The 25,355-nt window shown below is 32.9% G+C and carries 21 protein-coding genes and 1 tRNA gene; 14 read left to right on the top strand and 8 right to left on the bottom strand.

Annotated features, from left to right (window positions below; translation table 11 throughout):
• The first annotated feature begins 54 nt into the window (after positions 1–54).
• The gene (locus ACFSSE_RS03315; protein WP_379040473.1) at positions 55–2,127 is read left to right on the top strand and encodes a TonB-dependent receptor; all 2,073 of its coding nucleotides are present in this window, start codon (positions 55–57) and stop codon (positions 2,125–2,127) included.
• On the opposite strand, the gene ald is transcribed toward ACFSSE_RS03315, so the two are convergent.
• Complete coding sequence (gene ald / locus ACFSSE_RS03310) at positions 2,124–3,263, bottom strand: alanine dehydrogenase (protein WP_379040474.1); 1,140 nt, start codon at positions 3,261–3,263, stop codon at positions 2,124–2,126. The genes ACFSSE_RS03315 and ald overlap by 4 nt on opposite strands.
• Positions 3,264–3,436: 173 nt before the next feature.
• On the opposite strand from ald, the gene ACFSSE_RS03305 reads away from it, so the two are divergent.
• The 8 genes from ACFSSE_RS03305 to dapA all read left to right on the top strand — a co-directional run bounded on the left by ACFSSE_RS03305 (position 3,437) and on the right by dapA (position 10,724).
• Positions 3,437–4,213, top strand: coding sequence for a DUF3891 family protein (locus ACFSSE_RS03305; RefSeq protein ID WP_379040475.1), 777 nt, complete (start codon positions 3,437–3,439; stop codon positions 4,211–4,213).
• 117 nt (positions 4,214–4,330) lie between these two features.
• On the top strand, positions 4,331–5,137 hold the full coding sequence (locus ACFSSE_RS03300) for a LiaF transmembrane domain-containing protein (protein WP_379040476.1): 807 nt from the start codon (positions 4,331–4,333) through the stop codon (positions 5,135–5,137).
• A 10-nt stretch (positions 5,138–5,147) separates the two neighbouring features.
• Positions 5,148–5,492 carry a DUF4288 domain-containing protein gene (locus ACFSSE_RS03295; protein WP_379040478.1) on the top strand — a complete coding sequence of 115 codons (345 nt, stop codon included), beginning with the start codon at positions 5,148–5,150 and terminating at the stop codon, positions 5,490–5,492.
• A 4-nt stretch (positions 5,493–5,496) separates the two neighbouring features.
• The gene (locus ACFSSE_RS03290; RefSeq protein WP_379040479.1) at positions 5,497–6,531 is read left to right on the top strand and encodes a sensor histidine kinase; all 1,035 of its coding nucleotides are present in this window, start codon (positions 5,497–5,499) and stop codon (positions 6,529–6,531) included.
• Positions 6,528–7,271 (top strand): LytR/AlgR family response regulator transcription factor, encoded by a 744-nt coding sequence (locus ACFSSE_RS03285; RefSeq protein ID WP_379040480.1) that lies wholly within the window; start codon positions 6,528–6,530, stop codon positions 7,269–7,271. Before ACFSSE_RS03290 ends, ACFSSE_RS03285 begins: the two co-directional genes overlap by 4 nt.
• Positions 7,272–7,297: 26 nt before the next feature.
• Positions 7,298–9,310, top strand: coding sequence for an NAD-dependent DNA ligase LigA (gene ligA, locus ACFSSE_RS03280; RefSeq protein WP_379040481.1), 2,013 nt, complete (start codon positions 7,298–7,300; stop codon positions 9,308–9,310).
• Entirely contained in the window at positions 9,307–9,843 is a 537-nt protein-coding gene (locus ACFSSE_RS03275; protein WP_379040482.1) for a DUF6913 domain-containing protein, read from the top strand. The genes ligA and ACFSSE_RS03275 overlap by 4 nt, the downstream gene beginning before the upstream one ends.
• Positions 9,840–10,724 carry a 4-hydroxy-tetrahydrodipicolinate synthase gene (gene dapA / locus ACFSSE_RS03270; protein WP_379040483.1) on the top strand — a complete coding sequence of 295 codons (885 nt, stop codon included), beginning with the start codon at positions 9,840–9,842 and terminating at the stop codon, positions 10,722–10,724. The genes ACFSSE_RS03275 and dapA overlap by 4 nt, the downstream gene beginning before the upstream one ends.
• Positions 10,725–10,930: 206 nt before the next feature.
• On the opposite strand, the gene ACFSSE_RS03265 is transcribed toward dapA, so the two are convergent.
• Complete coding sequence (locus ACFSSE_RS03265; protein ID WP_379040484.1) at positions 10,931–13,960, bottom strand: glycosyltransferase family 117 protein; 3,030 nt, start codon at positions 13,958–13,960, stop codon at positions 10,931–10,933.
• 211 nt (positions 13,961–14,171) lie between these two features.
• Here ACFSSE_RS03265 and ACFSSE_RS03260 point away from each other — a divergent pair.
• The 3 genes from ACFSSE_RS03260 to ACFSSE_RS03250 all read left to right on the top strand — a co-directional run bounded on the left by ACFSSE_RS03260 (position 14,172) and on the right by ACFSSE_RS03250 (position 15,853).
• Positions 14,172–14,242, top strand: a tRNA-Gln gene (locus ACFSSE_RS03260).
• A gap of 67 nt (positions 14,243–14,309) precedes the next feature.
• Positions 14,310–15,254 carry a ribose-phosphate pyrophosphokinase gene (locus ACFSSE_RS03255; protein ID WP_379040485.1) on the top strand — a complete coding sequence of 315 codons (945 nt, stop codon included), beginning with the start codon at positions 14,310–14,312 and terminating at the stop codon, positions 15,252–15,254.
• Positions 15,255–15,265: 11 nt separating this feature from the next.
• On the top strand, positions 15,266–15,853 hold the full coding sequence (locus tag ACFSSE_RS03250) for a 50S ribosomal protein L25/general stress protein Ctc (protein ID WP_379040486.1): 588 nt from the start codon (positions 15,266–15,268) through the stop codon (positions 15,851–15,853).
• A gap of 171 nt (positions 15,854–16,024) precedes the next feature.
• Here the strand turns inward: ACFSSE_RS03250 and recA are convergent, their stop codons facing one another.
• Together recA and nth are read right to left on the bottom strand one after the other, a co-directional pair.
• Complete coding sequence (recA, locus tag ACFSSE_RS03245; protein ID WP_379040487.1) at positions 16,025–17,041, bottom strand: recombinase RecA; 1,017 nt, start codon at positions 17,039–17,041, stop codon at positions 16,025–16,027.
• Positions 17,042–17,216: 175 nt separating this feature from the next.
• Positions 17,217–17,969 (bottom strand): endonuclease III, encoded by a 753-nt coding sequence (nth, locus tag ACFSSE_RS03240; RefSeq protein WP_379040488.1) that lies wholly within the window; start codon positions 17,967–17,969, stop codon positions 17,217–17,219.
• 261 nt (positions 17,970–18,230) lie between these two features.
• Here nth and ACFSSE_RS03235 point away from each other — a divergent pair, with 261 nt between their 5' ends.
• Entirely contained in the window at positions 18,231–19,292 is a 1,062-nt protein-coding gene (locus tag ACFSSE_RS03235; protein WP_379040489.1) for an isoaspartyl peptidase/L-asparaginase family protein, read from the top strand.
• Between the two features lie 242 nt (positions 19,293–19,534).
• Here the strand turns inward: ACFSSE_RS03235 and ACFSSE_RS03230 are convergent, their stop codons facing one another.
• A complete protein-coding gene (locus tag ACFSSE_RS03230) occupies positions 19,535–20,461 on the bottom strand; it encodes a cobalamin-binding protein (protein WP_379040491.1) in 927 nt (308 codons plus the stop codon).
• 39 nt (positions 20,462–20,500) lie between these two features.
• On the opposite strand from ACFSSE_RS03230, the gene ACFSSE_RS03225 reads away from it, so the two are divergent.
• On the top strand, positions 20,501–22,150 hold the full coding sequence (locus tag ACFSSE_RS03225; RefSeq protein ID WP_379040492.1) for an ABC transporter substrate-binding protein: 1,650 nt from the start codon (positions 20,501–20,503) through the stop codon (positions 22,148–22,150).
• A 42-nt stretch (positions 22,151–22,192) separates the two neighbouring features.
• Here ACFSSE_RS03225 and ACFSSE_RS03220 read toward each other — a convergent pair whose 3' ends face one another.
• From ACFSSE_RS03220 to ACFSSE_RS03210, 3 genes are all read right to left on the bottom strand, one after another.
• A complete protein-coding gene (locus ACFSSE_RS03220; RefSeq protein ID WP_379040493.1) occupies positions 22,193–23,101 on the bottom strand; it encodes a bestrophin family protein in 909 nt (302 codons plus the stop codon).
• 14 nt (positions 23,102–23,115) lie between these two features.
• Positions 23,116–23,937 (bottom strand): hypothetical protein, encoded by an 822-nt coding sequence (locus ACFSSE_RS03215; RefSeq protein WP_379040494.1) that lies wholly within the window; start codon positions 23,935–23,937, stop codon positions 23,116–23,118.
• 115 nt (positions 23,938–24,052) lie between these two features.
• Entirely contained in the window at positions 24,053–25,336 is a 1,284-nt protein-coding gene (locus ACFSSE_RS03210) for a sensor histidine kinase (RefSeq protein ID WP_379040495.1), read from the bottom strand.
• Between the last annotated feature and the right edge of the window lie 19 nt (positions 25,337–25,355).

Raw genomic sequence — 25,355 nt, 5'->3', positions numbered from 1 at the left:
CACTACGTGATCAATCTGAAATTTTAAAAATTTTATACTAATTTGTATCCATAAATGAAAAAATTTCTCTTTGTCTTATCGTTTCAATTTTTAACTACTTTATGTTTTGGGCAAATTAAAGTAGATAGCACCCAAAAATTAAAAGAAATCACAGTAAAAGCTTACCTATCAGAAAGCAAGCTTTTTAACCTTCCATCCACAGTAACCGTAATTGGTAAAACCCAAATTCAGCAAAATCAAAACACATCTTTAGTGCCTGTTTTAAATAGTGTTGCTGGAGTAAAAATGGAAGAACGCTCTCCAGGAAGTTACCGTTTATCCATTAGAGGCAGTTTATTACGTTCACCATTTGGAGTAAGAAATGTAAAAGTCTATTTTGACGGTCTGCCGCTAACAGATGCCAGCGGAAACACTTATTTAAATTTAATAGATCAACAATCAATCAGTAATATTGAAATTTTAAAAGGACCGGACGGCAGTTTATTTGGTGCAAATTCTGGCGGTGTAGTTTTGATAAATTCGCAAGGAACAGAAAATGAAACCAATATTAATGCAAGTGCAGGTGGCTATGGTTTTTTTAGAGAAAACATCCATCTTCAAAAAAATTACGATAAATATCAATACAGTTTTCACCAAGCCTATCAATATGCTGATGGTTACCGCAACCATAGTTTAATGAAACGTTCTTATTTTCAAACACAACAAAAATTTCAATATAACCCAAAAGCCGAATTAAAATTCTCTGGTTTTTACAGTGATTTAGGGTATCAAACACCAGGTGGTTTAACAGCTAGTCAATTAGCAGCTAATCCGCAACAATCCCGACCAGCTATACCTGCAAATCCTCCTCGCCAGAGAACCCCAAGTGCAGAAGAACAAAAAGCTGGAATTTACAACCAAACTTTTTTTGGCGGAATAACGCACCAATATCAATTTAATAAAAATTGGCAACACAGTATTTCATTTTCAGGGATGGATGTAGATTTTGAGAATCCTTTCATCACAAATTATGAAAAACGGAAAGAAGTAAGTTTAGCCATACGTACTTTTGTAAGCTATCAAAACACTGTTAGCAAATTACTCAAATACAATTGGAATTTAGGTTACGAGTATCAACACACCAATTCCCAAATTCGAAATTACGACAACAACCGAGGAGAAATTGGAGATGTCCAAGCAGCAGATTTGATTAAAAACGAATCACAATTTTTGTTTACCCGTTTAAAATTAGACTTAGGAGAAAGGTTAAGTACAGAAATTTCTACCAGCTTAAATTTTGCAAATTACGATTTTGAGGCTTTACCAGAATCGCAAAATAGCAGTGGTTTTGGAACAGTAAAACTAAACCCAGAGCTGATGCCGAGATTGGCGGTTTCTTACATGGCTAATAAAGCTTTGATTTTAAGAGGGATTATTAGCAGAGGCTATTCTACACCTACAAAAGACGAAATTAGAGCTTCAGACGCAACAATTAATCCAAATTTACAAGCAGAAAACGGATGGAACTATGAGCTAGGATTAAGAACCAGAACGCCATTTGAGCGTATTTATTTAGATATTTCCGCGTTTTATTACAGATTAAACAATGCAATTGTTCGGAGGGTTGCCGCAAACGAACAAGACTTTTATGTTAACGCCGGCGGAACAAATCAAAAAGGAATGGAGATTGAACTCAACTCCAATTTGCTCAAAAATAACGCTAGCTTTTTCAAGCAAATTGATTTTAATACCGCTATCACTTTAAACGATTTCAAATTCAGAGATTACGTACTAGGCGAGAATAATTTTAGTGGAAATTTGCTAACAGGGATTCCAAAAACTGCTTTTACAAATGCATTGAATGTCAATTTACAGCAAAAAATAACCTTGTTTGTACAACATCAATATAATGCAAAAACATCTTTAAATGACGCTGAAACAATTTTTGCAAAAAGCTACCAGTTGTTGGATGCCAAGTTAAGCTGGCAAAAACTATTAAAAAACTATGCTTTAACTTTCCACTTTGGAGCAAATAACATTTTAAATGCCGATTATAGCTTAGGTAATGATTTGAACGCTTTTGGAGGCAGATATTTCAATCCGGCTGCTAAAAGGAATTTTGTTGGAGGTTTAAGTTTGAGAATTTAATCATACTCATCACCATCTTTAGTATCTAAAAAATGATGCACCGCTTTATAATGTAAATCAAAAGCTTCGGCAACACCCCTATAAACTACTTCGCCATTAATAATATTTAGGCCTTTTAAAAGTTCATAATTATCTAAACAAGCTTTTTTCCAGCCTTTATCTGCCAATTCTAAAACATAAGGAAAAGTGCTGTTAGTAAGCGCAATAGTTGAAGTATAAGGAACTGCACCAGGCATATTTGTTACGCAATAATGTAAAATACCATCCACAATAAAGGTTGGATTTTCATGAGTGGTTGGTTTACAGGTTTCTATACAACCCCCTTGGTCAACAGAAACATCTACAATAACGGTTCCTGGACGCATTAATTTAAGCATATCTCTGGTTATTACTTTCGGAGATTTACCACCTGGAATAAGAACTGCACCTACAATTAAATCGTGGTTTGCAACTAATTTCCTAATATTATATTCGCTGCTATACATGGTTACCACATGGGGTGGTAAAACATCATTCACATACCTTAATCTTTGTATATCAGTATCAATAATGGTAACATGCGCCCCTAAACCCGAAGCCATCTTTGCTGCTTGCACACCAACAACCCCAGCCCCTATTATTAAAACTTTACCAGGGGTAACGCCTGGTACACCTCCTAATAAAATACCACGCCCCATTACAGGTTTTTCTAAATACCTAGCACCTTGTTGTATAGCCATACGCCCGGCTACTTCAGACATTGGTACTAATATGGGCAAACTTTTATCAGTTGTTTCTACGGTTTCATAAGCCATACAAACTGCACCACTATCTATCATGGCATAGGTTAACTTACGATTAGAAGCAAAGTGAAAAAAGCTAAATATGAGTTGATTTTTTTTAGCCATCTTGTACTCATGTTCTTCTGGCTCTTTAACTTTAATAATCATATCGGCCCGTCCCCAAACTTCATCCTCAGTTAAAATAATTTCGGCACCCGCTTCTTCATAATCGTCGTTTCTAAAACCACTTGCAGCACCAGAATGCGTTTCAATTAAGACCTGATGACCTCTTTTTACCAGTTCATGAGTGCCAGCGGGCGTTAAACCAACTCTATTTTCATGATTTTTCATCTCGCGGGGAACTCCTATAATCATAATTTCAATTTTTATAAGCTAAACATACGTAATTTTTAAAAATTATAGCAATCAATTTTATATTTATCATAAAAAATTAAGATTTTATACAAATTTTTAAACAATATCTATGAATTCTTTTGAAAACGATTTTGATAAGCCTTAAAGATTTGTATTTTTATTTTTTTTATCAAATGATATTTAGAGAAGATACAGATAATTATATTCTTATTACCCAACATGACCATGCCTACATTGCAGGTGAGTTATTTAGTCATCTAAAAAAAGAAATAATTGCTGTTGAACATTATGAATCTTTTAAATTTGCAATACACCAGCATGATAGGGCTTGGATAATTCCAGACTCGCATCCACTGTTTAACGATGTTACCAAAAAACCATTTACTTTTTTAGATTTCCCAGAAAGATTAAGATTAACCTTCTATAAACTTGGGGTAGATCAGGTGGATCAAGCTAATTCTTACGCCGCTTTACTTTGTAGCATGCATTACTGCAATTTGGCTTCTATTTCATCCTCAGATAATGTTAAGCAATTTTTAGACAGAGAAAAACTTAGGCAAAAACATTTGATTAATAAATTAAAAATTCCGCATACTGGCTTACTTGAATATCAATTAAAAATTTTAAAATTATGCGATGATATTTCATTGTATATCTGTATGAACAAGCCAGGGGCAACTAAAGAAGAAGAAGTGGCCATGTTTAGAAAGGGTTTTCCAGAGTCTGAACTTTTTCATAAAAAGCTTGATTTGAAAGTTAGAGCATATTATAGAGACAGAAACATTATAAAATTTAACTCAAGCCCGTTTGAGGATGATATGTTTGAAATTAAAGTGCCTTTAAAAAGAGTTTCTAAAAAGTTAGTTGAAGATATTGGCTTAGCCGATGCATACCATGCCGAACCAACTACATTTTTTAGTATTTACTTAACATCTCAATGGGAAAAATAGCGGTTAAATTTTTCACCGACTATTTTGTATAGTTTACCGAATTTATAATTCATTCCGTCGGTATCTTGTTTTTTTTGATGTTTGTACACTCTACTTTTATAAATAAATTATAAAACAATGGAAAATATAGAAACTCAAAACAAAACTTCAAAAAACGGAAAAAAAGTTGTTGGTGCAGCAATTTTAATAATTGGTTTAGCATTATTAGCAAAACAATTAGGTGCAGATTTACCCCGTTGGCTATTTAGCTGGCCTATGCTTTTAATTGTTATTGGCATAGCTAACGGAATAAAGCATCAATTTAAAAATGCAACTTGGTTAATATTAATTTTAATTGGTAGCGTTTTCCTGGCCGAAAAAATAGTTCCTGAACTTTCTGTAGCAAAATTTACCTGGCCCATAATTTTAATTGGTTTAGGCGTGTTTTTTATTTTTGGCAGAGGCTTTAATAATGGTAATTGTAAAAAAAACAAAAAATGGCGCAATGAAAACAGCAATTACCAAAACAACCCTGCTTACAATTTTACCGAAACACCAAAAAATGAAGAGCCCATTGGTCAAGAAAATAGGTATTACGATATGGGTGATGAATATGTTGATAGTGTTTCTGTTTTTGGTGGGGCTAAAAAAAACATATTATCTAAAAACTTTAAAGGTGGCGAAGTAGTCAATATTTTTGGTGGCGCAGAACTTAACTTTTACCATTCAGATATTGATGGTTTGGTTATTTTAGAAGTGGTACAAGTATTTGGTGGAACAAAAATCGTAATTCCTCCAACTTGGGATGTAATTTCAGAAATGGCTGCTGTTTTTGGTGGAATTGATGATAATCGTTCTTTAACTCAAGTGTTGCCAGACAAAAGCAAAGTGCTATTAATTAGAGGGACTTCTATTTTTGGAGGTATTGAAATTAGAAACTTTTAAACTACCTAACATGAACTATTTTGTAGCAAAATTAGTATTCCAGCTTCAACCCAATGGAGCGCAAAGCAATCAGTTTGATGAGCAATTAAGGTTAATAGAAGCAGTAAATGAGCAATTAGCTTTAGAAATGGCTTATCAAATTGGTTTAATGAGCCAGGAAGACATCAATGACAAAAATAACCAGAAAATTTTATGGAAATTTATTGCTGTAACAGAAATACAACACATTGGCGAAATTAGTAATGGTAAAGAAATTCATTATAAAATAATTGAACCCGATGAAAGCAATGAATATTTAGCTCTAGTACATGAAAAAGCAAATCATTTAAAAACCCGAAAAACTATTTATCAATAATATTTTGGCAGCTTCTCCATTAAACAATGATATTTTTAAGTGGGCATTTCTTTTTTTGATTGCTGTTTTTACCGCTATTCAATACTATGCCCTCACATTATTTAATATTGATACTAACACAGCATTAAAAGACAGTATCATTTCAAATGTATTATTGGTATTAGGTTGCTGGCTAATTTCAAATAGTCTTTCATTTTATCAGCCAAAAGGCATAAAATATCTGTTTGTAATAATTTGGTGTAAAGTTTTAGCTTGCATTTATGTATATGTTTTAAAGTTGTTTTTTGATAATATAGGTCTTTACAACGGAGATGGTATTTACTTTTTTCATCTCTCTTTAGCTATCCGTTTTATGTTTGCTTTACTTTTAATAGGTAGTATGGCAGCTATAAGCATTCTTTGGTACAACCAAGAAGAGAACCAAGAAATTACAGCCCGAAAAAACGAAGCTGAAAAGCTGACCAAAGAAATAGAATTGGCCTCTTTAAGAGAAAAACTACAACCACATTTTTTATTTAACAGTTTAAATTCAATCAGTTCTTTAACCATTACACAGCCAAAAGAAGCTCGCAAAATGGTACATCAACTGTCAGATTTTTTAAGAGGAACTTTAAGAAAAGAAGATGGTTTATCGAGTTTACAAACAGAATTAGAACATTTAGAACTTTATTTAGCCATTGAAAAAGTAAGGTTTGGAAATCGTTTAAATACTAAAATTTTTACCACACCAGAAGTGTTAGACAAAAATTTACCAACAATGTTATTGCAGCCACTGGTAGAAAACGCTATAAAATTCGGCTTATACGACACGCTTGATGAAGTTACCATCACCCTAGAAGCATCATTTAATACACCTTATTTAGTTATAAAAATAACCAATCCGTTTGATGCAGAAACATCACACACCAATAAAGGAACAGGGTTTGGTTTAACAAGTATCATAAGAAGATTGCAATTATTATATAACCGTAGCGACTTAATTGAAACTCAACAACACCACAAACAATTCATCAGCATTTTAAAAATACCCCAAATATGATAAAAGCTTTAATTATAGATGATGAACCTTTAGCAAGAAATATTATTAAAGAATATCTTTTGGCTTACCCTCAAATAGAAGTGGTAGAAGAGTGCGGAAACGGTTTTGAAGGTTTAAAAGCAATTACTCAGCACCAACCACAATTGGTTTTTTTAGATATACAGATGCCCAAAATTACAGGTTTTGAGCTTTTAGAATTATTAGAAGAGTTGCCTGCAATAATTTTCACCACCGCATTTGATGAGTTTGCCCTAAAAGCTTTTGAGGCAAACGCGGTTGATTATTTATTAAAACCTTTTAGTGAAGAAAGATTTAACAAAGCTTTAGATAAATTCTTATCAAGCAATAAAGAGGATCAGAATAGTACTGTTCAAAACATTGCCCATAACATTGTACCGCAAAATCAAACTCAAAACGAGAGAATTGTTATAAAATTGGGTAATAAAATAAAGGTAATTTCTATTTATGATATTAGTTATTTAGCTGCCGATGATGATTATGTTAAAATACATACCGCAGAAGGCGAATATCTCAAAAACCAAACATTAGCTTTTTTTGAAAAAAATTTAAACCCAAATTTATTTGTGAGGGTTCATCGCTCGTTTATAGTAAAAATAGATCAAATTACTAAAATTGAAGCTTACGAAAAAGACACTCATATCTTGATTTTAAAAAGCGGAGAAAAAATACCAGTAAGCAAAACAGGTTACCCAAAATTAAAGGCTGTTTTAGGAATTTAATGTCCCAATAATGTATCTTCGCTTTTATGTCAGGTATCGATATAAAAGACCAAATAGATGCATTAGTGCAGGAGTTAAAACTACATAATTACAACTATTATGTGTTGGCTATGCCTACCATTTCTGATTATGATTTTGATCAGAAACTGAAACAATTAGAAGCTTTAGAAAAAGAATATCCAGCTTTTTTAAGCTCCGACTCTCCTACTCAAAAAGTTGGCGGAGAAATTACCAAAAACTTTACAACAATAACGCATAAGTGGCCTATGATGTCTTTAGGCAACACTTATAATGAGCAAGATTTAATTGATTTTGACCAACGCATAAAAAAAGCCATTGGCGATAATTTTGAATACGTTTGCGAGCTAAAGTTTGATGGTTTATCTATGAGTTTAACTTACGAGAATGGCAAATTAGCAAGAGCAGTTACTCGCGGAGATGGCACCAAAGGAGATGATGTTACTGCCAACGTTAAAACTATACGGAACATCCCAACAACAATATCTGGAGAAAAAATCCCTGATTACTTTGACATACGTGGCGAAGTATTTATGCACCATGCCGCATTTGAAAAACTAAATCAGGAAAGGATAGAAAACGGAGAAGCGGTTTTTGCTAACCCCAGAAACTTTGCTTCCGGTACAGTAAAAATGCAAGATTCGGCAGAAGTTGCAAAACGCCCTTTAGATTGTTTTTTATATTTCCTTTACAGCGATAATAATCCTTTTAAAACACATTGGGAAAGTTTACAAGCTGTAAAAAGTTGGGGATTTAAAATATCGGAAGAAAGTAAACTATGCCCAACTATTCAAGATGTTTTAAGTTTTATTAAAATTTGGGACGAAAAGCGTTTTGGTTTAAGCTATGATATTGATGGTATTGTAATTAAAGTAAATAGCTATGCACAACAACAAGAATTAGGCTTTACAGCAAAATCTCCACGTTGGGCAATCAGTTATAAATACAAAGCGCAAGAGGTAGAAACAGTTTTAGAAAAAGTGACTTATCAGGTTGGGCGTACTGGTGCAGTTACTCCGGTTGCTAATTTAAAACCTGTATTGTTAGCTGGCACAACCGTTAAAAGAGCTACTTTGCATAATGCCAACGAAATAGAACGTTTAGACTTACACGAAGGCGATACTGTTTTGGTAGAAAAAGGTGGAGAAATTATTCCAAAAGTTATTCAGGTAAATTTAGATAAAAGGTTGCCAAACGCTCAAAAAATAGCTTACATACACGATTGCCCAGAGTGTGATACGCCTTTGGTACGTACTGAAGGAGAAGCAGTACATTATTGCCCTAATGATGAAGGTTGTCCGCCACAAATAGTTGGTCGGATGCAACATTTTATCAGCCGAAAGGCGATGAATATTGAAGGCATTGGCTCAGAAACGGTTGAAGCTTTATACCAAAAAGGTTTATTAAAACATATTAGCGATATTTATACGCTAAAAAACCATGAAGAAGATTTAAAAAATTTAGAACGTTTTGGAGCAAAATCTATCACCAACTTAATTGAAGGTATAGAAAAATCTAAGCAAATGCCTTTTGAAAAAGTATTATTTGGCTTAGGAATACGTTATGTTGGGGCAACTGTTGCGCTTAAGCTTGCAAAACATTTTAAAACAATTGATCATATTAGTGTTGCAAATTTTGAAGAATTAATTGCAGCAGATGAAATTGGAGAACGTATAGCGCAAAGCGTTATAGAATACTTTACTAACCCTAAACATCAACAAGAAATAGCAAAATTAAAAGAAGCTGGTTTAAATTTTGAAATTGAAGAAAAGGAAGTAGTTTTGCAAAGCGAAAATTTAAGCGGTAAAACCTTTATTATTTCTGGCGTTTTTGAAAACTATAGCCGAGAGCAGCTAAAGGATATAATTGAAGCAAATGGCGGTAAAATTTTAAGCAGTATATCTGCCAAATTAAATTACCTTGTGGCCGGCGATAATATGGGCCCTGCTAAATTAGAAAAAGCAAATAAATTACAAATCCCAATTATTACAGAACAAGATTTGTTAACACTAATACAATGAGAGATTTAATTAGCAAATTCAGGATAAAATCTGGCTTTTATAAACTAAAGCAAGAGATTAAAAAGATAAGCAGAAAAAATAAATCTGTTTCTTTAAAAGCTGCTCAATACATTGGTATTTTAGTAACTGTTAAAGACCAGAAGCAATTAGATGAAGTAGAAGAAGTGGCATTGGAGTTAAAAAAGGCTAATAAAAAGGTAAGGTTACTTGCTTTTACATCAGATTTAACTTTAAAGTTAACATCTAACAACAATATTGAATTAATTTCTAATGAAGATGTTGATTGGAATTTTATCCCTAAAAGAGAGAAAATTATCAATTTTGTAAACAACGAATTTGATATTCTGATTAACTTGTGCACAGAAATTTGTTTCCCGTTGGTTTACATTACCGCACTTTCAAAATCATTATTTAAAGTAGGTGCATATCATAAAAAAAATTCAGCGATTTATGATTTTATGTTAGCCACCCAACAACAAAGTATCAGCGGTTTTAACACCGAATTAAAATACTATTTAGACAAAATAAAATGACCAGTTTTTACGGAACCGGAGTAGCTATGGTTACCCCCTTTCTTGAGGATGAAAGCATAGATTTTAATGCTTTAGAGAAAACCATTGAACACTTAATTAATGGTAAAGTAGAGTATATTGTTGTATTGGGCACCACCGCCGAGTCTGCAACATTAACAGCCGAAGAAAAGAAACAGGTTTTTGAGTTTGTTGCAAAAATAACCAATAAACGTATTCCTTTAATGGCAGGTATTGGCGGTAATAATACTGCCGAAATTGTTAAAGCCGTTAGCGAATTTGAGTTAGATGGCTATAAAGCTATACTTTCTGTAGTTCCATACTATAACAAGCCAAATCAAGAAGGAATTTATCAGCACTACAAAGCTGTTGCAGAAGCAAGCAAGCTTCCTATATTGTTGTATAATGTTCCCGGACGTACAGGAGTAACCATGTCGGCAGAAACAACTTTGCGCTTGGCAAATAATGTTAAAAACATATTAGGAACTAAAGAAGCTTCTGGCAGTTTTGATATTTTTAATGAGATAGCTGCCAAAAAACCAGAAGGTTTTCTTTTAATTTCTGGAGACGACCCAATAACGCTTCCTATGATTGCTATTGGCGCAGCAGGTATTATTTCTGTTATTGGAAACGCAATTCCACTACAACTGTCAAACATGGTGCGTTTATGCCTAAAAGGTGATTTTAAAGCTGCACAGCCTGCTCATTTTAGTTTTTTAGAATTTACCCGTTTGTGTTTTGCAGAGGGTAATCCTGCCGGCGTTAAAGCTGCTATGAAAGAAATTGGCTTACTGAAAGGCGTATTGCGTTTGCCTTTGGTTAAAGTTAGTGAAGAAACTCGCTCAAAAATTGCTACAGAAATTAAGAAGATAGTGTTAAGTTAGATGTAATTTGTCAGGCTGAGCATAGTCGAAGCCTTTGCGAATTACCCTTCGACTCCGCTCAGGGTAACAAGCGACACGAAACTTTACCCCTAACATAACAATAGTTTGTGAAAATTGATTAAGCTTTCCTGTAAATTATCTTATTCCATCCATAAAAAAAGGGTAACGAATTTTTCGCTACCCTTTAAAAATTGTGTTAAAAAATCTTAACGATTCATTCCAAATTTAGCTTCAAAAGTTCTCATTTTAGATTCCAACTCTTTATTTAAAGCTGGTTCCCCATATTGTTTGGTCATTTCTACAAATTGAGATAGCACAAATAAATTCAACTGAATTTCTCGACTTCCTAAATTCTCTTTTCCTTGTATTAAGCTATAATGGTAATTCAATTCCTGATTTACCAAACCTTCTGTTTGTTTCAATAAATCTGTAGCGTCAGCTTTCATCCCTAACTCGTACATTAAACTAACTAACTCATATTTACTTAATGCAAAATTTGGATCAAGTGTAGTTTTAATCGGCATCACCTTTAAACACTGTTTTACTACATTTCTTGCGCTATCAGGTTTACCTTCAAAAATCAAGTTTTTAGCTAATTCCGTAAATTTATTTACAGATAAAAACACCATTTTTTGAGATTCTGGATCTAAATAAGGAGATGATTTAATGGTACCCCAATCAAACTTAGTCATTATGTTGGTGTACATTTCTTTAGTATTTACTACCTCAGTTTCTCCAAGCGGACTATCAGAAGGAATTTTTCCTTTTGTTTTAGGTGCTAATCTTAATGCAAAACCTTCATTAAATAAATAATTATCTAAACCTAAGAAATTAGAGCTTGGTACTGTAAATGCAAAATAAATTGGACGCTCCCATTTGTTATGCACCAACATATCTAAAATAGCAAGCTGCCCTTTTGTTAAATAATTACCCCCAAAAGACCATTCCATTGCCGGCACTATTTTGTTAGCCTCATTTGCATTAACTGTTTTAGTTGCTAAAACTTGCTGTGGATTTATCGTTAATTTAAAGTTTTTAGTTGGCAAAAAGTTTTCGGACCTACCACTTTGGTAATCTACTTTAGCTTCAGGATTATCTGATGTTATAAATTCAAAAACATCTTTCAATTCTTGAGGACCTTCTAAATTAAAGTTTTGATAAAACAACACATCTCTAGTACCTGTTTTGTACATGCTAGCATTCATTGTAATTGGTAAAGGCTGAGATTCATTAAAAGGTCTTCTCAGTTGGTTAATGTACCAATCAGTATCAAACAAGCTTAAATTTACAATTCTTATATCGGGTCTAAAATTTTCTACTTCTTGTACATACCATAATGGGTAAGTATCATTATCTCCATAAGTAAATAATATAGCATTTGGCGCACAACTGCTTAAGTAATTACGAGCATAATCTCTGGCGGTTGTTTTGGTAGAACGATCATGATCATCCCATTCTTGGCTTGCCATTAAAATAGGAGCAGCTAATAAACAAACGGAAGTAGCAATAATTGCAGCAGTTTTAGGTGTTACTACTTTTCTTAACCACTGTGCAACGGCAAAAACTCCTAAACCTATCCAAACAGCAAAAGCATAAAACGAACCTACATAAGCATAATCACGTTCACGTGGTTGACTTGGGGTTTGGTTTAAATAAATTACAATTGCTAAACCTGTAAAGAAAAATAATAAAGCCACTATACCAGCATCTTTTTGACTGTATTTGAAGTGCCAAAATGCCCCTATTAATCCTAATATTAATGGCAGAAAGAATAACTGATTGTTAGATTTGTTTTTAGCAATACTATCTGGTAAAACCGATTGGTCTCCTAAACGCATTGCATCCAAAAATTTGATACCACTAATCCAGTTGCCATCGCTATAATTACCTATTCCTTGGTTATCATTTTGTCTTCCTGCAAAATTCCATAAGAAATAACGCATGTACATAAAACCAATTTGGTAAGTACCAAACCAGCCAATGTTTGTTGCAAAAGTTGGACTTTCTTGTTCGCCTAAATTCATCCAGTCTTTGTAAACAGCTGGATGGTTATTATCATCGCTATACATACGAGGGAATAAAGTATTTTTATCGTACTCATAAGATTGCTTTTGCCCAGCTATTTCGTATTTACTTTCTCCTTTTACATAAATGTTTCCAGCTTGTTTAGTATCAATAGGTTTAGAATCAAAATACTGGCCGTACATTAATGGTCTATCTCCGTATTGCTCTCTGTTTAAATAACTTAAAAACGAAAAAGCATCACTAGGATTACTGTTATTTAATGTTGGATTTGCTTTTGCTCTTATCACAATCATAGCAAAAGAGCTGTAACCAAATAAAATAAATATAAAAGATAGCATTGCTAAATTTAGCACAGGCTTTTGCTTTTTAATAGAATATAATGTTAACCAAATTGTAGTAGCTACTATTATAACACTAAAAAATATAACACCAGAACCAAAACCAAAACCTAACGTATTCACAAAAAACAAATCGAAATTTGCCCCAATTTTAATCATGTACTGGATAATACCGTATTGGATAAACCCTAAAATTATTACACCTACAAATAAAGCAACAAAAACACCGTTTGTTGTAGCAGTTTTAGTTCTTCTGAAATAATAAACCAACGCCATTGCTGGTATTACTAATAAGTTTAAAAGGTGAACCCCAATAGATAAACCCATTACATAGGCGATAAATATTAACCATTTATCTGCATAAGGCTCATCTGCATGTGCATCCCATTTTAAAATAGCCCAAAAAACTACAGCTGTAGATAAAGAAGACATGGCGTAAACTTCTGCTTCTACTGCCGAAAACCAAAAAGAATCTGAAAAAGCATAAGCTAATGCACCAACCAAACCAGCACCCATGATGCTAATTAACGAGGTACTGTTTACTTCTGTAGAAGTTTTTAAAGTAATTTTTCTACCTAAGGCAGTAATTGTCCAAAATAAAAACATGATGGTTGCACCACTAGAAATAGCTGAACTTACGTTTACACAATAAGCTACCATTTTTGGGTCACTGGCAAATAAGCTAAATATTTTGCCAACCATTAAAAACAAAGGTGCACCTGGTTGGTGTACTATTTGAAGCTTAAAAGCAGCTGATATAAATTCACCGCAATCCCAATAACTTGCCGAAGGCTCTAAGGTTAAAATGTAAACTGTTGTTGCTATTAGAAAAGAGAGCCAACCCAAGAGGTTGTTAATTTTAGTATAGGCCATTTTATAATTTATCTTTAAACCGCCGAAAATAACTATTTGAATTTAATTTATATGCAATTTAACATTAATTAACCCACAAGAAATAAAAATAGTTGAATTTGAAGATGTTAAAGCAGTTGATAATTTAATTTTAAAAAAAACTTGCATCATTTACTTAATGCACCTATATTTGCATTCCATTTCAGGAAAACATGTTTCTTGAAATAAAGATTGCCCGATAGTATAAAGGTAGTACAACGGTTTTTGGTACCGTTTGTCTAGGTTCGAATCCTGGTCGGGCAACAATTAAAATTCGGAAATTACATCAAATGATTTCCGAATTTTTCATTTTAAATCCATTCGAAAGCTCATGTCTTCCAAATCAAATAGCATTAAACTTTTCTCTGGCACAGGCAGTAAAGCTTTGTCCGAAAAAATCGCTAAATGTTACGGCAAAGAATTAGGTAAAGTGATTTTATCACGTTTTTCTGACGGAGAGTTTCAACCACATTATGATGAATCTATACGTGGTTGCGATGTTTTTTTAATTCAGTCAACCTGCCAGCCTAACGATAACCTGTTTGAATTACTAATGATGATAGATGCTGCTAAAAGAGCATCAGCACATTATATTACTGCCGTAATTCCTTATTTTGGTTTAGCTAGACAAGATAGAAAAGACAAACCCCGCGTTGCAATTGGGGCAAAATTAGTTGCAAACTTATTAACCGCGGCTGGTATTCACCGTATTATGACGATGGATTTACATGCGGCACAAATACAAGGTTTTTTTGATATTCCGGTTGATCATTTAGATGCATCTGTAATATTTGTACCTTATATTAAAAGCTTAGGTTTAGAAAAGTTAACTGTTGCTTCGCCAGATATGGGAGGTTCTTACAGAGCTCGTACATTTGCTAAGTTTTTTAATGCAGAGGTAGTAATTTGTGATAAAACCCGTAAAAGAGCAAACGAAATAGAATCAATGTCTATTATTGGAGATGTAACCGGTTTAGATATTATTTTAATTGATGATATTATTGACACTGGTGGCACTTTAGCTAAAGCAGCTAGTTTAATTATGGAAAAAGGAGCAAAAAGTGTAAGAGCAGTATGTACCCACGCGGTGTTATCTGGTAATGCTTATGCAACTTTAGAAAAATCAGCTTTAACAGAATTAATTGTTACAGATACTATTCCGTTAAAACACAGTAGCCCCAAAATTAGGGTATTATCAACCGCAGATTTCTTTGCAAAAGCTATTGCTAATGTAAATGAACATGCGTCTATAAGTGAATTATTTAAAATTAATTAATATATACAAACATGAAATCAATCGCTATTAGCGGTTCTCCAAGAGAGAACGTAGGGAAACGCGACGCAAAGGAATTGCGTTACGAAGGAAAAGTGCCAGCTGTAATTTACGGTGGTAAAGAGCAAGTTCATATTGCAATTGATGCACCAGAGTTAAAAAGCCTAGTTTATACTCCAGAAGTAAACTTTGCAGAAATTACCGTTGCAGGTAAAAAATACAATGCAGTAATGCAAGATATTCAGTTTCACCCATTAACTGAGAAAATTTTACATATTGATTTTCTTCAGTTATTTGATGATAAAAAAGTAACTATTGAAATCCCTGTTAAATTAACTGGAACTTCTCCGGGTGTTAAAGAAGGTGGTAAATTAGTTCAAAAATTACGTAAATTAAAAGTTAACGCTTTACCAAAAAATATGCCTCAAGAAGTAGAGGTTTCTATTGTTCCTTTAGAGGTTGGTAAATCTGTTAGAGTACGTGATTTAAAAGCTGATGGTTATACGATTACTAACGTAGGTGAAGACACTATCGTTTCTGTAATTATGTCTAGAGCATTAAAACAAGCAGAACAACAAGCTGCTCAAGGTGGTAAGAAATAAGTTTTCTTAACTTGAAAAAAGCCTCGTTGATTAGTTTCAACGAGGCTTTTTTGTGTTTTGTTGTTCAATTTAATAGGAATATTTGATTGAAAGAAATTCAAATAAGATGAGGTTAAACAAAAAAGCTGTCTAAAATAATTTAGACAGCTTTCCATATTAAAAACTAAAATTCTACTCAGGTTCAACAACTAAAGTTACGCCTGATACAGCATCTTTAATTTTACCTTCAATTTCCTCTGCAAGTTCTGGGTTGTCTAACAATATTTGTTTAACACCATCTCTACCTTGTCCTAATTTTGTATCGCCATAGCTAAACCAAGAGCCTGCTTTTTTAACAATACCATACTCAACACCTAAATCTATAATTTCTCCTACTTTAGATATTCCTTGTCCAAACATTACATCAAACTCGGCAATACGGAAAGGTGGAGCAACTTTATTTTTTACAATTTTAACTTTAACTCGGTTCCCTGCTACTTCGTCGCCATCTTTAATTTGTGCTATACGACGGATATCTAAACGAACAGAAGCATAAAACTTTAGGGCGTTACCACCAGTAGTAGTTTCTGGACTACCAAACATAACCCCAATTTTATCTCTTAATTGGTTAATGAAGATACAGCAGCAGTTTGTTTTACTAATGCTACCAGTTAATTTACGTAATGCTTGCGACATTAAACGAGCATGTAAACCCATTTTAGAATCGCCCATTTCTCCTTCAATCTCACTTTTTGGTACTAATGCAGCAACAGAGTCAATTACAATTACATCTATAGCTCCAGAACGGATTAAATTATCAGCAATTTCTAAAGCTTGCTCTCCGTTATCCGGTTGCGAGATTAATAAATTCTCTGTATCAACACCTAATTTTTTAGCATAAAACTGATCAAAAGCATGTTCAGCATCAATAAAAGCTGCAATTCCACCTTTTCTTTGTGCTTCGGCAATAATATGAGTTGCTAAAGTAGTTTTACCAGAAGACTCTGGTCCGTAAATCTCTATAACTCTACCTTTTGGTACACCGCCAATACCTAATGCAATATCTAAACCTAATGAACCTGTAGAAATAGCTTCCATCGCCTCAATTGGGGCATCTCCTAATTTCATAACCGAACCTTTACCATAAGATTTTTCTAATTTATCTAAGGTTAATTGTAGGGCCTTTAATTTATCGTTACTTACGCTCATGTATAATATTTTTAGTATTTGTCTTTTTTATGATGTTTGATAATGCAAAAATGCTAATTTTTTTGGTAATTCAAAATTTATATTTATAAACTTAGTTATTTGCTTTCAATTTTAAATAAATGTGAATAAATATATAAGGCTAAAAGCAAAATGAAAAAACTAATAAGACCTATGTTTATTTAACTGCTCTTTTCATTAGCTCACGAGCAATTTTATCTTTCTTTAATTTTTGTGCTTTTTGTTTGGCTTTTTTAGCATCAGCTTCTTCTTTACGTTTTAATGCTGCTGGTGTATTTTGAGCATCGTAATATTTACAAAAATGACTAATTGGGCAAATTTCACATTTCGGACTCCGAGCTAAACATATATAACGCCCATGTAATATTAACCAATGGTGCGCAACATGAATGGTTTCTTGTGGCAAATACTTCACCAATTGTTTTTCTACCGCCAAAGGTGTTTTTGCCGCAGTTGTTAATCCTAAACGGTTAGATACTCTAAAAACATGTGTATCAACAGCCATTGCAGGCGCATTATAAATAACAGACGCAATTACATTAGCTGTTTTGCGGCCAACACCTGGCATTTTTTGTAAATCGATTATTTCTTCTGGAACTATTCCTTTAAATTCATTTAAAAGTATTTTTGCCATCCCAACCAAATGCTTCGCTTTATTATTTGGATAACTTACCGAACGGATGTATGTAAAAACCTCATCAGAAGTGGATGCTGCAAGTGATTCTGGATTAGGAAAACGTTCAAACAATTTTGGTGTAATTTGATTGATACGCTTGTCTGTACATTGTGCAGATAATATTACAGCTACTAATAACTCGTACGGATTTGAATAATTTAATTCTGTTTCTGCTTGTGGTTGATTTTTGGAGAAATAACCTACAAAAGCTTCATAGCGTTCTTTTTTTAACATTTATTATAATAAGATAGCAAAAATATATGATGGGATGTGGTAATAATTATTAGTTATTGTAAACCAATACTGTTAACTCCATTTTGTATGTCATAAAGTTATACATCAAACCTAATTTAAAAAATAATTCTATCAAAAACATTACAATTTAAACGCTTAACTGATGAAAAGAAAACAATATTATCTTTTAACTTACCATAATGTAACAAATTAATTGAGCTAAGTGTTTTTTTATTATTTAGAAGAGTAAAAAATATTGAAATGAAAACAACAAATTATAGTTTTTTCGCAATCATCTTTCTTTTAATGGCAAGTTCTTGCAATCCTAAAAGCGCCAATTCTGAAAACAACCAAGAAGTTGAGGATAGCACAAAATATGTAATGGTTATACATGGTGGTGCAGGTACAATTCTAAAAAGCAATATGACTCCTGAAAAAGAAGCTGCCTACAAAAGTACTTTAAAAGAAGCCATTGAAGCTGGTTATAATGCTTTAAAAGCAGGTAAGTCGAGTTTAGATGCTGTTGAAACGACTATACATATCATGGAAAATTCTCCTTTGTTTAATGCGGGTAAAGGTGCTGTTTTTACACATGACGGTAAAAACGAAATGGATGCAGCTATAATGAACGGGGCGGATTTAAAAGCAGGTGCTATTGCTGGAGTAACCAATATTAAAAACCCAATTAGTGCTGCAAGGGCGGTAATGGAAAAATCTGAGCATGTAATGATGTCTGGCTTTGGGGCAGAACAATTTGCAAAACAAGTAGGTTTAGAAATTGTTGATCCATCTTATTTTTATACTAAAGAAAGATGGGATGGTTTGCAAAAAGCAATTAAAGAAGATGCGACGAAAAGCGTTTTAGACCACAATCAAAAAGTAACAAAATTAGGAACCATAAACCCAGATTATAAGTTTGGAACTGTTGGTTGTGTAGCTTTAGATAATAAAGGTAATTTAGCAGCTGGCACATCAACCGGTGGTATGACAAATAAAAAGTTTGGTAGAATTGGAGACGCTCCTATTATTGGTGCAGGCACTTATGCTAATAACCAAACTGTTGCAATTTCTTGTACTGGTTGGGGCGAGTTTTTTATTAGAAATGTTGTGGCTTATGATATTTCTGCTTTAATGGATTATAAAGGTTTATCTGTAAAAGATGCTACACAAACTGTAATTGATAAAGTTGGCAAAATGGGTGGTACTGGCGGATTAATTGCTTTGGATAAAAACGGTAAAATGGCCATGCCTTTTAATACTGCTGGCATGTACAGGGCGAACGTAACTAAAGATGGTAAAGTAGAAGTACTGATTTATAAGTAAGAGTTTCAATAACGCAGGGTTCTCGAAAAGAGAAACCCTGCTTGGAAGAAAACTCGTCATGTCTCCCCTTCGGTTGGAGGAGAGACGTATCACCAATGGGTAATCAGACTGAATGGCAACCTTAATGTGAGATTTCTCGTTCCTCGAAATGACGACGTGGAGATAAAAAAAGGCTTAACTTAATGACATTGATCGGGACACTTGTTTTATGGAAAATGCTTAAATCCACAAACATAAAAAAATTAACTTTCAAACTTAATCCAACCTTCCCCTTCGTAACCAAAAGCAAAATATTTTGGGGTAATCATTTCGGCAAGCATTTCTATGGTATCTACTATTCTTGGACCACTCCTATTAAAATACGCATTACCATCAGCAATATAAACACGGTTATTTTTAACAGCATTTAAATCTCTCCATCCCGGCAAATTCAAAATTAAATCTATTTCTTGTAAAGTTCTGTTAATAGAAAAACCGCATGGTGCAATAATAAGCACCTCTGGGTTTTCATCATAAATTTGTTGCCATTCTACAAACGGAGAGTGCTTCCCATTTTCTGCCAAAATAGAATCCCCCCCTGCTATTTGTACCAACTCCGGAATCCAATTACCTGCAACCATCAGTGGCGATAACCACTCTATGATAGCAACTGTAGGTTTATCAGGAAAAAACTTAAGCTTATGTTTTACAATATCTATACGTTCTTCTAAATCTTCTATTAAAGTATTTCCTTTTTCCTCAACACCTAAAGTAACAGCAACTTCCTTAATTTCACGCAAAATATCATTTAAAGTATTTGGCTGTAAAGATATTAACTGAGTTTGCTGTACAATTAAATCAGCCAAAGCCAATTCTACATCTTTTTCTGAAACTGCACAAACTTCGCATTGAGATTGCGTGATGACTACATCAGGTTTTAAAGATTGTATTTTTTCCTTATCAATGGTATAAATAGACAAAGCATCGGTTAAAATTTCCTTTACTTGTGCATCAATTTTTGCACTATCAGAACCGGAAATGAATTTAGCTTCTGAACAAATGGGTAAGTTTTGTATTTCAGCCGGGAAATCGCACTCGTGAGATCTGCCTACTAAATCATCTGCCAAACCTAAAGCACAAATTATTTCTGTTGCAGCTGGTAATAAGGAAATGATTCTTTTGTTATGCATTTTGAGTATTTTGCCAAAGATAAAAATTTGATTGTTTCTATGCGATTTACTTCTAATAATAGTATCATACTTTTTTTAATTGCTGGATTTTTTGTAATTGGTTTTAGTGCTTGTAATATTGAGGATAAGTTTAACGAAAAAAAGGTATTTCATATAAATTTAGACCAAGGCTTAACTTCTTTAGATCCTGCTTTTGCCCGAAATCAGAATGTTTTATGGATGACCAACCAAATTTTTAATGGCTTGGTACAAATTGATGATAGCTTAAATATTAAACCTTGCGTGGCTAAAAGTTGGGAAATATCTGCCGATGGGAGTATTTACACTTTCCATTTAAGGGATGATGTTTACTTTCATGATGATGAATTATTCGCTAATGGGAAAGGCAGAAAAACCATTGCAAGCGATTTTAAGTATAGCTTTTCGAGAATTATTGACCCTAAAACAGCTTCTTCTGGCGCTTGGATTTTTAATGATAAAGTTAGCGGAAGTAATGCTTTTATGGCTCCAAACGATTCTACTTTTGTGATAAAATTAAACAAAGCATTTCCTCCCTTTTTAGCCATGTTAACCGGGCAATACTGTTCTGTTATTCCATTTGAGGTTGCCGAAAAATATGGGAAAGAATTTAGAACTCACCCAATTGGTACTGGTCCGTTTAAATTTAAATATTGGAAAGAGGGTGAAGTTTTGGTATTTCTAAAAAACGAAAATTATTTTGAGAAAGATAGCTTAGGCGTACGTTTACCTTATTTAGATGCTGTTAAAGCAACTTTTATCCCAGATAAGCAAACTGCTTTTATGGAGTTTGTTAAAAAAAAACTTGATTATTTTAATAGTATTGATGGCAGCTACCGAGATGATATTTTAACCAAAAGCGGAAAAATGACACCAAAATATATTGGTAAGTTTAACTTGCGAAAAGGTCCGTATTTAAATACCGAGTATTTAGGAATATTGGTTGATAGCAGTTTAGCAATTGTTAAAAACTCTCCATTAAAACACAAAAAAATACGCCAAGCAATTAGCTATGCCATTAACAGAGAACGGTTGGTTAAATATTTAAGAAATAGTATTGGGATACCGGGTACGGCTGGTTTTATTCCGGCTGGGATGCCTGGTTTTAATGCCATTGCTGTAAAAGGCTACAGCTACGACCCAGAAAAAGCAAGACAATTATTAAAAGAAGCTGGCTTTGCCAACGGAAAAGGTATGCCCACAATTACTTTGAGCACCACAACAACTTACAAAGATTTAATTGAATTTATACAGGGCGAATTAAATAATGTTGGCATAAAATCTATAATTGAAGTTAACCAAAGTGCTTCTTTAAGAGAGGTAATTGCTAAAAGGCAGGTAAACTTTTTTAGAGGTAGCTGGATTGCTGATTATGCTGATGGTGAAATCTATTTATCGATGTTTTACTCTAAAAACTTTGTCCCCATTGGACCTAATTATACTAGTTTTAATAATAAGGAATTTGATAAACTTTACGAAAGTTTATACAAATACAGAGACGACCTAGAGCGTTTTAAATTATATCAAAAAATGGATCAGATTGTGATGGATGAGGCGCCTGTTGTTGTTTTATTTTACGATGAGTCTGTTAATTTATATCAGAACAATATTAGTGGCTTAAGTGGTAATGCGCAGAACTTATTGATTTTAAAACATGTTGTGAAAAATTAAAAAAAGCCGGTAAAATAAAATACCGGCTCAAACCACATTTGTTTACAATTGGTAAAAATGAGTTTGTGATGCTTTATATTCTGGAATTTCTTTATCATCCAACATTTGCCTTAAATTTACTTCTATCGTTCTGGCTATACTGGTTACAGGTGTATCTGTTGGTTTATTTTCAAAAGGATCTTGTAAATGTACTGCCATTTTATCAATCAAGAAAAAAGCTGCTGCTATGGCAATAGTGAAAGGAATTTGGAAAACCCCAAAATATTGTAATAAACAAAATGGCAATTGCAGCATAAAGAAATAAATAGAAAAATGGATATACATGGTATAAGTAGTGGGGAAAACAGTTTTCTTAATACGCTCACATTTACCCATAGAGTCACACAATCTGGTGATGATAGAATCCATCTTTACTTGTTGGTATTCATTAATCCAACCTCTTTCTAGTGCATACTTTAAATCTAAAGCATGTAATTGTAATAGGGCATTTGGCTTATTATCATGATGATTGATGAAAACCATATCATGTTTTGTGAGGTATTTATTTAATCCTTCATCTGGGTCTTTGTCTCTTAAGGATTGCCCTAAGCAATAATTCCAACCCATTTGCCTTTTTATCCATTTTTCCTGAAAAATATTAATTTCTACTGAATACTCTGGATCTTTAATAAAAGTTAAAATTTGCCTACTAAATGTTCTTGAATCATTCACTATTGCACCCCAAATGATACGAGCCTCCCACCATCTATCGTAAGCTTGGTTTGATCTAAACCCTAAAAGTAAAGATATAGCCGTACCAACAATCATAGGTACAGCAATAGGAATGCCTATCTGTAAATCATAATTATCATGAATAATACTTATTGATGAAGCGTAAAGCGCAACAAATAATAATTCGAATTTTATTTTCCCAAAAACATAGCTTACTGGAATATTATTTTTTAGTAACATAAATATACATTATACTAACCTATTGTGAATAAAGGAACTTTTGATTTTTCTAATGTTTGATGAAGGATGTGTTTATTAATACTGTATTTCTTCAAAAAATTCTTCTTCTTTAATAAAAACACCATATCAACATCGTATTGCTGGGTAAAATCTACGATAGATTCTTCATAGCTTTCGCCTTGTAAAAAGTGTAAAGAAAACTTATACTTTCCGTAAAGCTTACCTCCTTTTGTACAATTTTTAAATTTAGATATGATATTAACCGCTTTATCTATTGGTGCCGCACTCACTAATTTTACTTCAGTTTGTAAATCAATGTGCAATTGCTGTAACATCTCTTCTAAAAGCTCCACATTACTTGCATTTTCGTCTAAAACAAAACTTATTTTTCTTGGCGTTTTGTTGGTGATGATTTCAGGAATATAAACTACGGGGTGCTCACTTTCATCAAGTATCTTCCAAACTTCACCTTTTTGATTTGAGTTAAAAGTAAATGAGGGTTTACTAAAAAGTATAAGGTCAATTTTTTTATGTTCTATTATTTGGTTCAAAATAGAAACCGATAAGCCATATTGATGCTCCACATTAATATTTTCTATTCTTATCGGAAATAAATTAATTAGCCTATTTATAGCAGCATTAAAATCATTAGGTACTTCTACATCTTCTTTCCTAGAGAGCAATAATAAATCCGAAATTGAATCGGGCAGAGGCAAAACGTTTAACAAAGTAATGTTAAAAGCATACCCTTGGAATTGATGCAGTGCGTATTGTATTACATTTAATGAACTTAATGTTAAGTTAGTTGGAACTAAAATATTTTTTATGGCTTTCATCTAATTTTATTTTAAATCAAAGATGAGAGGCAAGCGTTAAAATGGTATAACAATAGAATTAGAATGATGTTAAAGAGATTAAATTAAGATTAGAATTTCTTTATTTACGCAATGCTTATGCGTAAAAATTATTAAAATAGACATAAACATCAGTCCCTTTGCTTTCCTCAGATACAATTTCTAAAGTTGCCTGATGTACTTTCAAAATACGGTAAGAAAGCGGTAAACCTAAGCCAAAACCCATTCTGTCACCATGATTAGATGCTCTAAAAAACAATTCAAAAATATGTTCCAAATCTTTTTTAGGTATTCCAATTCCTTTATCTGATGTTTTTAAACATATCTTACCATTAATTAGAAATAGTTTTACATTAACAATTTGGTTATCAGAATATTTACATGCATTTTGAATAATATTATTGATGGCCAATCTTAATAATGGCTCTGTACCCATAATTGTCAAATAATCAGCTTTTTCCGGTAAATCAGAAAAATCTAAATGTATTTTACTTTCTGGGTTAGTTAATTTTAAATCATCTAAAATTGATAAAACTAATTCATCTATTCTAATGCTATCATTAAGTTGCTTTTTTGAATTGTAACCAGATTGAGCTAGTTTTAATAAACCGTTTATTATATTATTTAACCTTGAAGCTTGTTTATTAATAATTTCTAACGACTCTACATTTTCTTGATTAGGCTTTAAAAGTGCAAGTTCTGTAACTCCTAAAATTGCTGTTAAAGGAGTTCTAAGCTCATGAGATGCATTACTTACAAAATTATTTTGAATTTGAAATGCAGTTTCTAAACGGTCTAACATGTTGTTAAATGTTTTTGCTAAATCTGCTAATTCGCCTTTTCCCTTTTTTTGTGGGTCTAACCTTAAATCAAGATTATATGCACTAATGTTTTGAACCTTAGCAATCATGTTTGTTATTGGTTTCACAAACTGATTAGAAAACCAATTCCCTATTATTAATGATAAAACACTTGTAATTAAAAAAGAAAACAATAAAATAGTTCTCAATCTTATTAAATCTTGCTTACCAACCGGGTCTGTAGCGCTAATAGCTACAATATAATTTTTGTTTTGGTGAGTGTATAAAATTCCAACGTAATAAACGCCTTGCTCTACGTATTCGGCATATTTATTTTTAAAAATACTTTTAATTAGTTTTGGAGGTAAACTTTGAGTTAACAGCCTGCCATTATCTGTAATTTCTATTATATATTCCTTTTCATCTGGCAATACTTTAAGGTGTTGTGTCCTTAAATCTTGATATACCCTATTATCGTTATTATTAACCTCAAATTTTGCTTTGGCTGTAACTTCTGTGCGTAATTTTAAGCGGGTATAGTACTCTTGCCGCGTTAAGCTTTCTGTTAAAAAATACATCATCAAGCCAATCATTAAAAAA

It is taken from the genome of Pedobacter alpinus (genome assembly GCF_042684645.1).
GTDB classification, from domain to species: Bacteria; Bacteroidota; Bacteroidia; order Sphingobacteriales; family Sphingobacteriaceae; genus Pseudopedobacter; species Pseudopedobacter alpinus.
This window is presented reverse-complemented; position numbering and strand designations above follow the sequence as displayed.